This is a genomic window from Oceanisphaera profunda, assembly GCF_002157895.1.
GTDB lineage: Bacteria > Pseudomonadota > Gammaproteobacteria > Enterobacterales > Aeromonadaceae > Oceanimonas > Oceanimonas profunda.
Genome location: NZ_CP021377.1, coordinates 13930 through 27350, shown reverse-complemented (window position 1 = coordinate 27350; position 13421 = coordinate 13930). Strand labels below are relative to the sequence as shown.

12 protein-coding genes and 1 pseudogene are annotated in these 13421 nt (G+C 48.8%); 6 read left to right on the top strand and 7 right to left on the bottom strand.

Annotated elements, in window-relative coordinates:
• The first annotated feature begins 129 nt into the window (after positions 1–129).
• From pheS to cobB, 4 genes are all read left to right on the top strand, one after another.
• The gene (gene pheS, locus CBP31_RS00145; RefSeq protein WP_087034320.1) at positions 130–1113 is read left to right on the top strand and encodes a phenylalanine--tRNA ligase subunit alpha; all 984 of its coding nucleotides are present in this window, start codon (positions 130–132) and stop codon (positions 1111–1113) included.
• 15 nt (positions 1114–1128) lie between these two features.
• Positions 1129–3516, top strand: a complete 2388-nt coding sequence (gene pheT / locus CBP31_RS00140; protein ID WP_087034319.1) for a phenylalanine--tRNA ligase subunit beta — start codon at positions 1129–1131, stop codon at positions 3514–3516.
• Position 3517: 1 nt separating this feature from the next.
• Entirely contained in the window at positions 3518–3835 is a 318-nt protein-coding gene (gene ihfA / locus CBP31_RS00135; RefSeq protein WP_087034318.1) for an integration host factor subunit alpha, read from the top strand.
• A 197-nt stretch (positions 3836–4032) separates the two neighbouring features.
• Positions 4033–4749, top strand: a complete 717-nt coding sequence (gene cobB / locus CBP31_RS00130; protein ID WP_087034317.1) for a Sir2 family NAD+-dependent deacetylase — start codon at positions 4033–4035, stop codon at positions 4747–4749.
• Between the two features lie 125 nt (positions 4750–4874).
• On the opposite strand, the gene CBP31_RS00125 is transcribed toward cobB, so the two are convergent.
• From CBP31_RS00125 to potA, 4 genes are read right to left on the bottom strand one after another with little or no spacing between them, the layout of a single operon-like run.
• Entirely contained in the window at positions 4875–5939 is a 1065-nt protein-coding gene (locus CBP31_RS00125) for an extracellular solute-binding protein (protein WP_087034316.1), read from the bottom strand.
• Positions 5936–6706, bottom strand: a complete 771-nt coding sequence (gene potC / locus CBP31_RS00120) for a spermidine/putrescine ABC transporter permease PotC (RefSeq protein ID WP_087034315.1) — start codon at positions 6704–6706, stop codon at positions 5936–5938. The genes CBP31_RS00125 and potC overlap by 4 nt, the downstream gene beginning before the upstream one ends.
• On the bottom strand, positions 6699–7601 hold the full coding sequence (gene potB / locus CBP31_RS00115) for a spermidine/putrescine ABC transporter permease PotB (protein WP_087038537.1): 903 nt from the start codon (positions 7599–7601) through the stop codon (positions 6699–6701). The genes potC and potB overlap by 8 nt, the downstream gene beginning before the upstream one ends.
• Before the next feature lie 7 nt (positions 7602–7608).
• Positions 7609–8724 carry a spermidine/putrescine ABC transporter ATP-binding protein PotA gene (potA, locus tag CBP31_RS00110; RefSeq protein WP_087034314.1) on the bottom strand — a complete coding sequence of 372 codons (1116 nt, stop codon included), beginning with the start codon at positions 8722–8724 and terminating at the stop codon, positions 7609–7611.
• 230 nt (positions 8725–8954) lie between these two features.
• Between potA and CBP31_RS00105 the strand changes: the two genes are divergently transcribed.
• Together CBP31_RS00105 and CBP31_RS00100 are read left to right on the top strand one after the other, a co-directional pair.
• The gene (locus tag CBP31_RS00105; RefSeq protein ID WP_227875067.1) at positions 8955–9752 is read left to right on the top strand and encodes a hypothetical protein; all 798 of its coding nucleotides are present in this window, start codon (positions 8955–8957) and stop codon (positions 9750–9752) included.
• Positions 9749–10363 carry a DUF2987 domain-containing protein gene (locus tag CBP31_RS00100; protein WP_087034313.1) on the top strand — a complete coding sequence of 205 codons (615 nt, stop codon included), beginning with the start codon at positions 9749–9751 and terminating at the stop codon, positions 10361–10363. Before CBP31_RS00105 ends, CBP31_RS00100 begins: the two co-directional genes overlap by 4 nt.
• A 182-nt stretch (positions 10364–10545) precedes the next feature.
• Here CBP31_RS00100 and ttcA read toward each other — a convergent pair.
• From ttcA to CBP31_RS00085, 3 genes and pseudogenes are all read right to left on the bottom strand, one after another.
• A pseudogene (gene ttcA / locus CBP31_RS00095) lies at positions 10546–11451 on the bottom strand (tRNA 2-thiocytidine(32) synthetase TtcA); the annotation flags it as partial.
• Positions 11452–11652: 201 nt separating this feature from the next.
• Positions 11653–12564: a universal stress protein UspE gene (gene uspE / locus CBP31_RS00090; RefSeq protein ID WP_087034311.1), complete on the bottom strand. Its 912-nt coding sequence runs from the start codon at positions 12562–12564 to the stop codon at positions 11653–11655.
• A gap of 51 nt (positions 12565–12615) precedes the next feature.
• The gene (locus CBP31_RS00085) at positions 12616–13371 is read right to left on the bottom strand and encodes an FNR family transcription factor (RefSeq protein WP_087034310.1); all 756 of its coding nucleotides are present in this window, start codon (positions 13369–13371) and stop codon (positions 12616–12618) included.
• Positions 13372–13421: the final 50 nt, after the last annotated feature.

The following is a 13421-nucleotide window of genomic DNA, read 5'->3' as shown; positions in this document are numbered from 1 at the left end:
GAGGCCTCGGCCTCCTTTTTTGTTGCGTGGGTTTAAGTTATACGGTAGCGATAAAAGCATAAATCCTTTATTATCAAGCCCTTCAAATTATTTAGTGTCTGCTTTAGGCGGGCAAGTGACGAGGAATACATGGATCAGCTGCAAGACGTAATCGTCAAAGCACAGGCACAGATTTCGGCCGCCGCAACCATAGCTGAACTGGATGACATCCGGGTGCATTACATGGGTAAAAAAGGCATTTTTACCGAACAATCCAAGACACTCGGCAAGTTATCCGCCGCAGAGCGTCCTGCTGCCGGCCAGGTGATAAACCAAGCCAAACAAGCGGTCAATGATGCACTGAACAGCAAGCGCGAAGCGCTGCAGTTAGCGGAACTGAACTTAAAACTGGCTTCAGAAACGCTGGATATCAGCTTGCCAGGTCGTCGCCAATCAGTGGGCGGTTTGCACCCCGTAACGCGCACCATTAAGCGCATAGAGTCGTTTTTTGGCGAGTTGGGTTTTCAGACGGTTGAAGGTCCAGAAATCGAAGATGATTTCCATAACTTCGATGCGCTGAATATTCCCGCTCATCATCCGGCGCGCGCCGATCACGACACCTTTTATTTCAATCCTAAGCTGATGCTGCGTACCCAAACCTCTGGCGTACAAATTCGTACCATGCAACATCAAGCGCCGCCGATCCGCATTATTTCGCCGGGTCGTGTGTATCGTAACGATTACGATCAAACCCATACTCCTATGTTTCATCAGGTGGAAGGGCTGTTAGTGGATGAAAATGTCAGCTTTGCCCAGTTAAAAGGCGTGCTGCACGAATTCTTGCATAACTTTTTCGAAGAAGACTTAGAAATACGCTTTCGACCTTCGCACTTTCCTTTTACCGAACCCAGCGCCGAAGTAGATGTGATGGGCAAAAACGGCAAATGGTTAGAAGTGCTGGGTTGCGGCATGGTGCACCCCAATGTATTGCGCTCGGTCGGTATCGATCCTGAACGCTACAGCGGCTTTGCCTTTGGCATGGGCGTGGAGCGCCTCACTATGTTGCGCTACGGCGTGAATGACTTACGCGCCTTCTTCGAAAATGATCTGCGTTTTCTTAAGCAATTTGGTTAAGCGGCTGGAGCAAAAATGAAATTTTCAACATCATGGCTGGACGAGTGGGTAAACCCAGGTCTTAGCACAGACGCGCTTGCCGAGCTTATTACCATGGCAGGCCTAGAAGTAGACGGCATTGAACCGGTAGCCGGTGACTTTAATCAAGTGGTAGTGGGTGAAGTGGTGGAGTGCGGCCAACATCCCGATGCAGATAAACTGCAAGTGACCAAGGTTAACGTGGGTGGGGATGAGCTACTCGATATCGTCTGCGGCGCGCCAAATTGTCGTACCGGTTTAAAAGTTGCAGTAGCTGTAGTCGGCGCCGTATTACCCGGTGATTTTAAGATTAAAAAAGCCAAGCTGCGCGGCCAAGCATCCCACGGTATGCTCTGCTCCTACAGCGAAATTGGCATAGATTTAGACTCAAGCGGTATTATTGAACTGCCCTTAGATGCGCCGATTGGTGACTGCGTGCGTGAGTATTTAAAGCTTAACGACAGCATCGTCGAAATTGACCTCACGCCAAACCGCGCCGACTGCTTAAGCATGGCCGGTGTGGCCCGTGAAGTAGGTGTACTCAAGCAAGCTACAGTTAATTGGCCTGAGATTGCTGACGTGCCGGCCAGTATCGACGACAAAGTAGCAGTGAGCTTAAACGCCCCCGATGCCTGCCCGCGTTATTTAGCGCGCGTGATTAAGAATATTGATGTAACGGCAGCAACGCCGTTATGGATGCAAGAAAAGCTGCGCCGCAGTGGCATACGCTCTATTGATCCGGTAGTTGATGTGACTAACTTCGTGCTGATTGAATGGGGTCAACCCATGCACGCTTTCGACTTGGCCACGCTCAATGGTGCCATTAATGTGCGCTTAGCCGAGCAAGACGAAAAGCTTACCCTCTTGGATGGTAATGAAGTGAGCTTAAACAGCGACACTTTGGTTATCGCCGATGAGCAAAAAGCCATTGCCATGGCGGGTATTTTTGGCGGCCAAGTCACAGGCGTGACTGACACCACTAAAGACGTATTGTTAGAGTGTGCCTTTTTTAGTCCGCTGGCCATTACCGGCCGCGCGCGCAGTTACGGCTTGCACACCGACTCGTCTCATCGCTTTGAGCGCGGCGTGGATTATCAACTGCAACATAAAGTGATACAGCGGGCCACCGCCTTATTACTGGACATTTGTGGCGGCGAAGCAGGACCTGTGGTTGAAGCCGTGTCTGAAGCCCATTTACCGACCGCCAATACCGTGACCTTGCGCCATGCCAAGCTGAATCGCACTATCGGCATCGATATCGATGCGGATCAGGTTACCGATATGCTGACCCGCTTAGGCTTTAGCGTCACTAAAACCAGTGACGGTTGGCAGGCCGTAGTGCCGAGCTATCGCTTTGATATCAGTATCGAAGAAGACTTGGTGGAAGAAGTGGCCCGTGTTTATGGCTACAACAATATTCCTAATCAAGCGCCTGTTGCAGGCCTGACTATGTCTTCTCATCGCGAAGCTAAGCTGCCGCTGAATCGCTTAAAAGATGCACTGGTGGATTTGGGCTACCAAGAAGCCATCACTTATAGCTTCGTGGATCCGAGCCAACAGCAATTGCTGTTCCCGGATGCTAAGACCATGATATTGCCGAATCCGATTTCCGCCGATATGTCAGAAATGCGCGTCTCACTTTGGCCAGGCCTGATTCAAGCGGCGGTGTATAACCAAAACCGTCAGCAGCCACGGCTGCGCTTATTTGAACAGGGCTTAACTTTTGTGCCCGACGCAAATGCCGAAAATGGCGTGCAGCAAACGCCAAAACTGGCCGGTTTACTGCTGGGCACAGTGTCTGCAGAGCATTGGGACATGGCGGAGAAGGGCAGCGATTTCTTTGATATTAAAGGCGATCTTGAGACGCTACTGGCGTTAAGCGGCCATGAGCTGGACTTTAGTTTTGCGCGTACCGACATTACAGCCCTGCACCCAGGTCAGTCGGCCGCAGTACTGTATCAAGGTCAGCAAGTGGGCTTGATTGGCGCCGTACACCCAAGCTTACTGAAAAAGTTAGGCCTTAAGTCTCAGGCTTATGTGTTTGAAGTAGAGCTCAGCGCCATAACGCAACGCCATGTACCTTTAGCCGCCGATATTTCGCGCTTTCCTGCTAACCGTCGCGATCTTGCTTTGGTGGTAGACAATCAAGTAGCCGCAGGCGATATCCTTGATTTAGTTAGGAAAGTTGGCGGAAATCAACTGGTTGGATTAAACTTGTTTGATGTATACCAAGGTGCTGGCATCAGTGACGGTAAGAAAAGCTTAGCGCTGAGCTTGGTGTTGCAAGATACCCATCGCACTTTGGAAGAAAAAGAAATTGCCGATACCGTAGCACGTATTGTAACGGCACTTTCGGATGAGTTTAGTGCATCCTTGAGGGATTAATATGGCCTTAACAAAAGCCGATTTAGCAGAGCACCTGTTTACCGATTTAGGTTTATCGAAGCGTGATGCCAAAGAGATGGTGGAAGCCTTCTTTGAGGAAATTCGTCTCGCTCTTGAGCAAGGTGAACAGGTTAAAATTTCTGGTTTTGGTAATTTTGAATTGCGCAATAAAGGCGAACGGCCGGGGCGTAATCCAAAGACCGGTGAAGATATCCCCATCTCGGCACGCCGAGTGGTGACCTTCAGACCAGGGCAAAAGCTAAAAGCGAGAGTAGAAAATATCGAGCCGCCGAACGCATCCGAGTCAGCCGATAAATAATCCTAAGCCAGGCCCAGTGCCTGGCTTTTTATTGGCTAAGTAAAAGGGATTGGCGGTTAGGGAATAGGGAATAGCAGTGAGGTATTTAAAGTCTCACTATTCACCCCTCACGTCTAAATAAGACTAAGGGCGTATTGGCTTGTACTGTGGCTTGCTGTTAGCCTGTTAGTTAAAGATACGCTTATAAAACAAGAGGTATGCGGCCTGTGCGCAAAGGTAATATAGTGATCCTCACCGGTGCAGGTATCTCGGCCGAGTCAGGAATTAAAACATTTAGAGCCAGTGATGGCTTATGGGAAGAACACCGCATTGAAGATGTGGCGACCCCAGAAGGGTACGCGCGGGATCCTGAATTAGTGCATAAATTTTATAATGAACGCCGTAAGCTGTTGCATACCGTGAACCCAAACGCGGCGCATCTTGCGTTGGCGAAACTCGAAGCCGAGTGGCCCGGTACCGTCACGCTGGTCACGCAAAATATTGATGACTTGCATGAGCGGGCTGGCAGTAAAAATGTGCTGCATATGCACGGCGAATTGCTAAAAGCGCGCTGCCCCCATAGCAATCAAACTGTGGACTGGCCTGGTGCGTTACATGGCAGCGACCTCTGTCAATGTTGTCAGTTTCCAGAGCCATTGCGTCCGCATATTGTGTGGTTTGGTGAGATGCCCTTATTGCTGGATAGGATTTATCACGCCATAAGTGAAGCCAGCTTGTTTATCTCCATTGGTACGTCGGGCAATGTTTATCCAGCGGCCGGCTTAGTTCACGAAGCCAGTATGCATAATGCTCACACCATAGAAATTAATTTAGAGCCCAGTCAAGGTAAAACACACTTCGCCGAGCACAGATACGGACCGGCCACGATTGAAGTGGTGCAGTACGTGGAAGAATTGCTTAATAAGGGCGCGTGAGGGTGAGGGTGAGGCAAAGAGTAGGGCTTTGTCTTGGCCTGAGCCAATTTGATTCGGCTCGGTTTGGTTTGCGAATAACATAAAGCCCGCAATCGCGGGCTTTATGATTTAGCAATGCTTGGCGCTTATTGAGAGCGCAGCTTTACCCAGTAATCTTCATAGATGGCCAACACCTCATCGCCTAAGTCATCTTGAAAATGACCTTGCTCGATCAGTTCAGCGCTCGGGAACAAAACTTGGTTCTCGGCGACCTCTTTTGGCAATAACGGCTTAGCGCCTTGATTTGGCACGGCAATGCCTAATTCTTGAATTACTTGAGCTGCCACTTCTGGGCGCATCAAGAAGTTTAAGAACTGGTGCGCGGCGCTCACGGATTTTGCGTTCGCGGGGATCACGGCACTGTCGACCCAAAAAATTGCGCCTTCAGTGGGATACACGTATTCCAGTGCTATGCCGTCTTGTTGCGTCTTATACGCCTGATCACTCCACAGTAAACCCAATGAGGTTTCGCCAGTCACGTAGGGCAGGCGTGGATTATCCGAGTTATAAAGCAGCACGTTGGCTTGCAAAGGTTTAAGTTTTTCATAGGCCGCCTTGATCTCGGCAGGATCTTTACTGTTAGCGGAAAACCCCAGCGTTAACAATGCCATTTGAAAGCTTTCACGAATATCATCCGTGAGCATCAATTGGTTTTTCCAGCTTTTATCCCACAAGTCTTGCCAAGACGTCATTTTGGTATCGGGCAAGTCATCGCGGTTAATAGCAATGGCCGTGCTGCCAAACGCATAGGGCATGCTGTACTGATTATTAGGGTCAAAATCCTTATTCAGCATGCTGTTATCTAACTGCTCAAAGTTTGGCAGCTGAGCTTTATCGAGGGGCTGTAACATGCCCTCGCGCGCCATCTTGCTCACCATGTAGCTAGAAGGAAAAATCACATCGTAACTTTCTTTCGCTTTGCTGGTTTGCAGCAATTTTAATTTGGCATACAAGGCTTCGTTAGAGTCAAAAGTGCCGTAATCGACCTTAATGCCGGTTTCTTTAGTAAAGGCCTGCAATACCGCATCGGGTAAATATTCCGCCCAGGCATACACGGATAACCGTTCTTGAGCTTGAGCCATTAACGGAAAACTGGCGGCCATGGCCAATGCTAATGGCGCTAAGATACGAGCTGGAATTGCTAAGTTCATGAATGTTTTTTCCTTAATAGCAGTTGTGCCACGACCACTAATACTAACGACAGGCCGAGCATAAGGGTGGCTAAGGCATTAACCTCGGGCGACACGCCGACCTTGACCATGGAATATATTTTTAACGGTAATACTTCATAACTGGGGCCCGTAACAAACGAGCTCACTATTACGTCATCCAACGACAGAGTAAAGCTCAATAACCAGCCTGCAGCAATAGCCGGCGCGGCCAGAGGTAAAATAATGCGCCGAAAAATTACCGATTCACTGGCACCTAAGTCTTTGGCCGCTTCTAGCATACGCACATCAAAGCCTTTAAGGCGTGAGTACACGGTGATCACCACAAACGGCAAGCAAAAGGTAATGTGCGCAAACAATAACGACCAAAATCCCAGCGCTATGCCTAAGGTGACAAATAATGCCAACAAGGAAATGGCCATCACTATGTCTGGCGACATCAACACCACAAACAACATGCCGCCCACAAAGTTTTTCCCGCGAAAGCGATAACGATATAACGCCACCGCCGCTAAGGTGCCAATTAAAGCCGCCGCCGATGCCGAGAGCAGGGCGATAGTCAGTGAGTGGCGTGCCGCTTCCATTAAACTGGCGTTATTGGCCAAGCGACTAAACCATTCGAGGGTAAAGCCTTCCCAGCGGATGCCAAACTTAGAGCGGTTAAAGGCGTTAGCAATCAAAACTCCAATCGGAATATACAGATAAGCAAACACCAACAATAAAAAGCTGCCTTTCAGCCAATTAATCATCAAGCGTTACCTTCTTATGCAGCAATTTAGTGGCGCGATAATATAAATACATCAACCCCGCCATCAGTAGCGTTAATGTCACGCTGGTGGCCGCACCAAATGGCCAGTCCCGAATATTAAGGAACTGGGTTTTAATGATGTTACCAATCAGCAAGTTCTTGGCGCCGCCCAATAAATCAGAAATATAAAACATCCCCAGCGCCGGTAAAAATACCAGCAAGCAACCCGCCACTATGCCGGGCAAGGTGAGCGGCAGTATGATGCGAAAAAATCGCGCCATAGCACCAGCGCCTAGATCCCGCGCGGCTTCCAATAAACGACCATCGAGCTTTTCAATGGCCGAATACAAAGGCAGCACCATAAAGGGCAGCAAGATATAAACCAAGCCAATAATCACGGCTATCTCGGTAAACATAATGCGCAGCGGCTGCTCAATTAACCCCATGCTCAACAAGGCGGTATTTAATAAGCCTTTGGTGCCCAGTACTATTTTGAGTGCATAAGTGCGGATCAAGGAGTTCGTCCAAAAGGGCACTATCACTAAAAACAGCATTATCGGCCGCCAGCGTGCAGGAAGCTTGGCGATAATAAAGGCAAACGGGTAGCCAATCGCTAAACACAAACAGGTGGCGATGCCTGCCATCAATAATGAATGACCCAATACTTGAGCGTATAAGGGATCAAACAAACGCCGGTAACTGTCTGTGCTGAACACCAAGCTCACTAGACTGGCGTGATCGCGGGTCATAAAGCTGGTGGCGATAATCATCAGGTTGGGTAAAAACACAAATACCAGCAACCAGCCCACAATCACGGTCACCGCCATATTTCGAAAGCCGTTGGCTTTAAAACGGGCGAGCGCGGAATAACGGTGGGTGACGGGTGATTTTGACATGCTTGCCTCAGTGTTGTTCATAAGGCAATACCACCTCCCAGCTGTCTACCCAAGTAATGTTTACTTGCTCGCCAAGACGATAATCAAAGTCTGGGTCGTCTTCATCAAAAAACTCCGACACTAAAATATGCTGGCCTGAACTCAGCTCAACGCGAGACTCCAGCGTGGCACCTTTATATAAGCGCTCCACGATGCGACCGGCCACGCCAGTTGCAATATCTGTAGCGTCGGCTTTGCATACGCTCATCCGCAGATCTTCTGGGCGAAGCAAGACGCACACCTTATCGCCGGCGTTAAACGCCAGCTGACTGTGTACCATACAATCACGGCCTTCTACCTTGGCATGCCAAGCGCCCGCAGTTTGAGCTTGGGTGAGCAACACACCGTCTAACACGTTAATCTCACCAATAAAGCGCGCCACAAACAGGTTAGCCGGAGACTCATAAATTTCCCGAGGTGTACCATCTTGTACTATTTTTCCGGCTTGCATCACCAAGATGCGATCCGACATCGACAAGGCTTCTTCTTGATCATGAGTCACAAACACAAAAGTAATGCCTAAGCGGCGCTGCAATTGCTTCAGCTCACTTTGCATTTGTTTGCGTAACTTATAATCCAGCGCACTTAATGATTCATCGAGCAATAACACTTTGGGCCGATTAACCACGGCCCGCGCGATGGCCACGCGTTGCTGTTGGCCGCCGGATAACTGATGGGGAAAGCGCTCACTCATGGCCTCCAATTGCACCATTGTTAAGGCTTCGATGACCCGCGGCTTGATCTCGGCGTTAGGCAGTTTTTGCATACGCAGACCAAAGGCCACGTTCTCAAACAGCGTCATATGCGGGAACAAGGCGTAGCTTTGAAACACCGTATTGACGTTGCGCTGTTCGGCGGGCACGTCCGTAATATCGTGACCGGCCAAGCTAATGCGGCCAATGTCCGCTTGCTCTAAACCGGCAATCAGGCGTAATACGGTGGTTTTTCCGCAACCAGAGGGGCCTAAAATAGTGAGGAATTCACCGTCATAAATGGATAAGTCCAAATTATCTATGATGGCTTTACCGTCGAATGTTTTACTGATGCTCGTCAACGAGACTAGAGGAAGAGATTGTTCCACCATGTACCCTTAACCACCTCGATGAAAACGCACTGCGTTTTAGGAGAAAAAAGAGCGCGCATTCTAGTCAGTACCCAGCCTAAAGCCAAGCGAATCTTTGTAACCGCGATGCGCACATTTATTGTTTATGGCCAGTATAGCGCCGCTTTTAATTTCCTTGTGTTAATAATGACTTGAGTGTGCAGCCATCGGCTGCTTCCTTGGGTATAATGGCGCTATCTTAAGTAAGAGATATGATGATGAACGAACCCCGTTTTGCTCGACTGCAACAGTCGTTACAACAAGGCTTTACGTTGGAGCCCAAAGCTATTTTTAAAGAAGGCTGGGCGCGCATTAATGGTGCCAAGATGCCCCTTATTTTGGCAGCCCTAGGCGTGGCTGGCTTTTGGTTGGTACTCAGCCAAGTGACGACCCGTTTGGTCGCTAATCCTGAAGAGGCCTCTTGGCAACTCAGTTTGTTAGGCTTGCTGGTTTCCATGGGGTTGGCTCCCATGACAGCGGCGCTGGATATGATGGGCATTGCTCGCAGTGTCGATAAACCCATCCGACCCAATCAGATTTTTAATTATTTTGGCTCTCTGGTGCCCCTGGCCGCCGCCAGCCTGCTGATGGGCATATTAAGTGCAGCACTCATGGCCGTGATCCAGATGCTGGGCTTGCCAGCGGTGTTAACCATGCTGCCGATGTTGCTGTTAAGCGTGGCCTTAATGTTTACCTTTCCATTAATACTGGAAAAAGGCTTTACGCCACTGCAAGCCATTATGACCTCGCTTAAACTGTTTAGTCGTCAGTGGTTGCAGCTGCTGGCCATTCAAGTGTTCTTTATCTTGTTGTTTATCGTCGCAATTTTGAGCTTAGGCATAGCCCTGATTTGGGTGGCACCGCTGTTTATGGTGGTGAAAGGCATTATCTATCGTGAAGTGTGCGGTGTAGAAGGTGAGACGGACCATAAAGATGCAGGGCCCAATAGCGATGTTCATGCAGCACAGCCACCGTCATTAAATAGCAGTAAGGATAAATTTGAAGCATGAAAACTCCTCGTCTCTTAGCTTTATGTGCGGCGCTAAGCCTTACTTTTGGCTCGCCCATGCTACAAGCCCAAACCTTAGAGCTTGATTACAGCGGGTTTTATAAATATCTCGCCAAGGTGAAAAAAGCCAAAGTGGATCAGGCGGAGCTGGGCTTTTATTTAAGCCGCGCCGATGGCCAAGGCTTGTGCACCATAGAATCCGGCATTATCCGTGTGGATGATAAGCTTCGCGGGGAGGTGACTGTGCTCCCTCACGGTCAATTTACCTTAACGGAAGATAAAGAGCTGGATTTAGACAAAGCCAAAGTGGTGTTAGAAGTAGCAGAAGATACGCAGTGTAATATCTCGATTCAGATCCAGTCTAATTTGACGGCCGGTAATAGAGAACTGGGTGAACTGCGTGCCATCGAAGATGATATGTATCGTTTGCTACAAAAAATGGCCGGCTGGCCAGGCAAGTATTTTGTTCCTGAGTTACAAGGGCTAACACTCAACCCCGCTGTACCTGGTGGCCAGGTAGCAGGTAAAGCGCAGCTTAAACTCAGCCAAGCACAATTGACGGAAACCGGCAGCTTGAGCTTGCCCGCAGTACGCATTACCCCGTGGTTTTAATGTGTAAGGCGTGAGGCAGAAAAATGCAGCGCCAAGCAAACATAAAAAATACCAAGCCTGTGAGGGCTTGGTATTTTTTTGCCGTCATCCTGACGAAAGTCAGGATCTGGCTTTAGCTTTGAGTGCTTAGTACGAGATACTAGGGCAAGCTCGGTAAACAATATTCTTTAAGCTCGGCGCTATCACTTCACTTCGATGATACTCAGACGCTCACCCAATTCCGGTGCGCTTGTCTCATCATCCATAAAACTGTTTGGCACTTCTGGTTTATCAAAGCCGATGTCGCCGCCGTCGATCACTCCAGACTCGCTGTTGATATTTTTAAAATCAAACTGCTGATGGTCGAGCAGGTGCGAGGGCACCACATTTTGTAACGAGCGAAACATGCTGGCAATGCGCCCCGGGAAACGCTGATCCCAATCTTCCAGCATGGCCTTAATATTTTGGCGCTGTAGGTTTTCTTGAGAGCCACATAAGTTGCAGGGGATAATCGGAAATTCTTTGGCCTTGGCAAAGGCAATAATGTCTTTTTCTTTGCAGTAGGCCAAAGGGCGGATCACCACGTGCTGACCGTTATCACTCACCAGCTTAGGCGGCATCGACTTCATGGTGCCCCCGTAAAACATGTTCAGCATCAGGGTTTCAAGAATGTCATCTCTGTGATGACCGAGCGCAATTTTAGTGGCACCCAGCTCAGTGGCGGTGCGATATAAAATACCGCGGCGCAGGCGTGAGCATAAAGAGCAGGTAGTTTTGCCCGGTTGGACTTTATCCATTACGATGGAATAAGTGTCTTCTTCAACAATCTTATATTCAACGCCAAGCTCGGTTAAGTAAGTAGGCAACACATGCTCTGGGAAACCGGGCTGCTTTTGATCCAAGTTAACAGCGATAATATCGAACTGGATCGGCGCATGCACTTTAAGGTTTAACAGCAAATCCAGCATGGCGTAGCTGTCTTTGCCGCCAGATAGGCACACCATAATGCGATCGCCATCTTCTATCATATTGAAATCACTGATGGCTTGGCCTAAATTTCGGCGCAGTCGTTTCTGTAACTTAGCGAAGGCGGCTGACTCACTGGCGTCCGAGCTTAATTCGGGGCAGTAGCAGCAGGCGTACTGAAGACTGACGTAGTAACAGCAGACTCAGTAAAAGCAGAACCAGTGAAGGCAGACGTAGACATAATAACCCCAACAAAAAAACTGAGGTTATTATAGTGACTGGCGGCTTGAGGGCAAGACAAGCAAGCCGCCAATCAACAACATTTAGCGATTTGCTGATAAAAGCTAGGCGTCTGGGCGCAATACCAAAATATCACAGCTGAGCTTATCAATAACTTGCTCGGCCGTGTTGCCGAGTAGGGCGGCAGATAAGCCGGTACGACCGACTGTGCCTAAGATAACCAAGCTGGCATCGATAAGGGTGGCACAATGGGGGATCACTTCTTCGGCCAAGCCTTCTTCAAGGTGTAATACACTGTGGTCTAAATTAAAACGCTCAGCGTAGACCAGCATGGCTTTTTCATGATGGCGTTTTACCGCGGCGTTATACGCATTCGGGTCGAAGTCGGGTAACTCGAGCGCCATGTTCACTGGGGTAATGGGGTAGGCATTAATCAGGTGTAACTCGGCGGTTAACAAGCGGGCCACTTCCTTACTTTCGGCGATGACTTTGTTATTCAGCGCCACTTGGTCGTGATCATCCGCCGCGCAGTTTACTGCCGCCAGTACGTTGCCACCCATCGGCCAATCTCGTTCTTTCACTAACAGCACCGGGCAAGGGCACTTGCGTAATAGATGCCAGTCGGTGGGGGTAAAGATAAAGGTTTGAATAACATTGTGCTTATGGCTGCTTTTGATGACTAAATCATGCTGGCCCTCTTGCACTTGCAGAATAATGGCTTCAAACGGGCGACTGTGCCACACCACTTTGATGGTAAAATTAATGCTGCTGTTTTGATAAGGCAGCAGTATCTCTTTTAGCCATTCTTCTCGGCCTTGCAGCACACCGGCACGCATCTCGTCTCGCTCAGTGCTCGACAGCATGGAGGTCATTTCATAAGAAAAGTCATAAATGGGCATAAACAGGGTAATGGCCGCTTGCTCTTGCAAGGCTGCCACCGATACGGCGCGGTGTAACGCCGGATGGGTATCTGCTGCCGGGTCCATTACCACTAAAATATGTTGATATTTAATCATACAATGCCCCTTTTTATGAATGCGGAATTTGCGTGCTGATGCGTGTTGAGCTTAAGCCAAAGCAGGTTTAGAAGAGGGCGCCCCCGCCAAGGTGGCTAACTCAACCAAGTCCAAGATACGAATATATTTACCGTCGACTTCAATTAAACTGTTTTTTTGGAAACGGCCTAATAAGCGGCTCACGGTTTCTACCGTTAATCCTAAATAATTGCCGATATCGCCGCGGGTCATGGTGAGACGAAATTCTTTTGCCGAAAAACCGCGCTCAGAAAAACGGGTCGACAGCCCATGTAAGAAAGAGGCCAATCGTTCTTCGGCAGTCTTTTTCGACAGCAATAAAATCATCTGCTGATCGCCATTAATTTCATTACTCATTAAGCGCATAATTTGCTGACGTAAACGCGGCATTTTACCGGATAAGTCATCAAGCACTTCGAATGGAATTTCACAGACCATAGCCGTTTCTAATGCTTGAGCAAAAGAAGGGTGACTACCGGTATTAATAGCATCAAAGCCAATCAAGTCACCGGCCAAATGAAAAGCGGTAATTTGCTCATCGCCTTGTTCGGTAATGGTATAAGACTTGATAGTACCGGCGCGAATCGCATAAAGCGATTTCAGCTCTTCACCGGCTTTAAATAATTCTTGGCCTTTTTGAATCGGCTTTTTGCGCTCGATAATGTTATCTAGCTCATCAAGTTCATCTGAATTAAGGCCGAGCGGGATACACAAAGGGCTAATACTGCAGTCTTGGCAGCGAATAGCACAGCTAGTGGTAGTTTTTGTGGTCTTTATTTGATTTGCCATAGCCCAATACTTTTGTGGTATCAATGCATAATCATAGCACCAAAAAAGGG

What these genes read in the sequence shown, in the direction of transcription:
- potB (WP_087038537.1), bottom strand. Translation starts at nt 7,601, where the DNA reads ATGTCAAAATCACCCGTCACCCACCGTTATTCCGCGCTCGCCCGTTTT.
- pheS (WP_087034320.1), top strand. Translation starts at nt 130, where the DNA reads ATGGATCAGCTGCAAGACGTAATCGTCAAAGCACAGGCACAGATTTCG.
- ihfA (WP_087034318.1), top strand. Translation starts at nt 3,518, where the DNA reads ATGGCCTTAACAAAAGCCGATTTAGCAGAGCACCTGTTTACCGATTTA.
- CBP31_RS00085 (WP_087034310.1), bottom strand. Translation starts at nt 13,371, where the DNA reads ATGGCAAATCAAATAAAGACCACAAAAACTACCACTAGCTGTGCTATT.
- cobB (WP_087034317.1), top strand. Translation starts at nt 4,033, where the DNA reads ATGCGGCCTGTGCGCAAAGGTAATATAGTGATCCTCACCGGTGCAGGT.
- CBP31_RS00105 (WP_227875067.1), top strand. Translation starts at nt 8,955, where the DNA reads ATGATGATGAACGAACCCCGTTTTGCTCGACTGCAACAGTCGTTACAA.
- potC (WP_087034315.1), bottom strand. Translation starts at nt 6,706, where the DNA reads ATGATTAATTGGCTGAAAGGCAGCTTTTTATTGTTGGTGTTTGCTTAT.
- CBP31_RS00125 (WP_087034316.1), bottom strand. Translation starts at nt 5,939, where the DNA reads ATGAACTTAGCAATTCCAGCTCGTATCTTAGCGCCATTAGCATTGGCC.
- CBP31_RS00100 (WP_087034313.1), top strand. Translation starts at nt 9,749, where the DNA reads ATGAAAACTCCTCGTCTCTTAGCTTTATGTGCGGCGCTAAGCCTTACT.
- uspE (WP_087034311.1), bottom strand. Translation starts at nt 12,564, where the DNA reads ATGATTAAATATCAACATATTTTAGTGGTAATGGACCCGGCAGCAGAT.
- potA (WP_087034314.1), bottom strand. Translation starts at nt 8,724, where the DNA reads ATGGTGGAACAATCTCTTCCTCTAGTCTCGTTGACGAGCATCAGTAAA.
- pheT (WP_087034319.1), top strand. Translation starts at nt 1,129, where the DNA reads ATGAAATTTTCAACATCATGGCTGGACGAGTGGGTAAACCCAGGTCTT.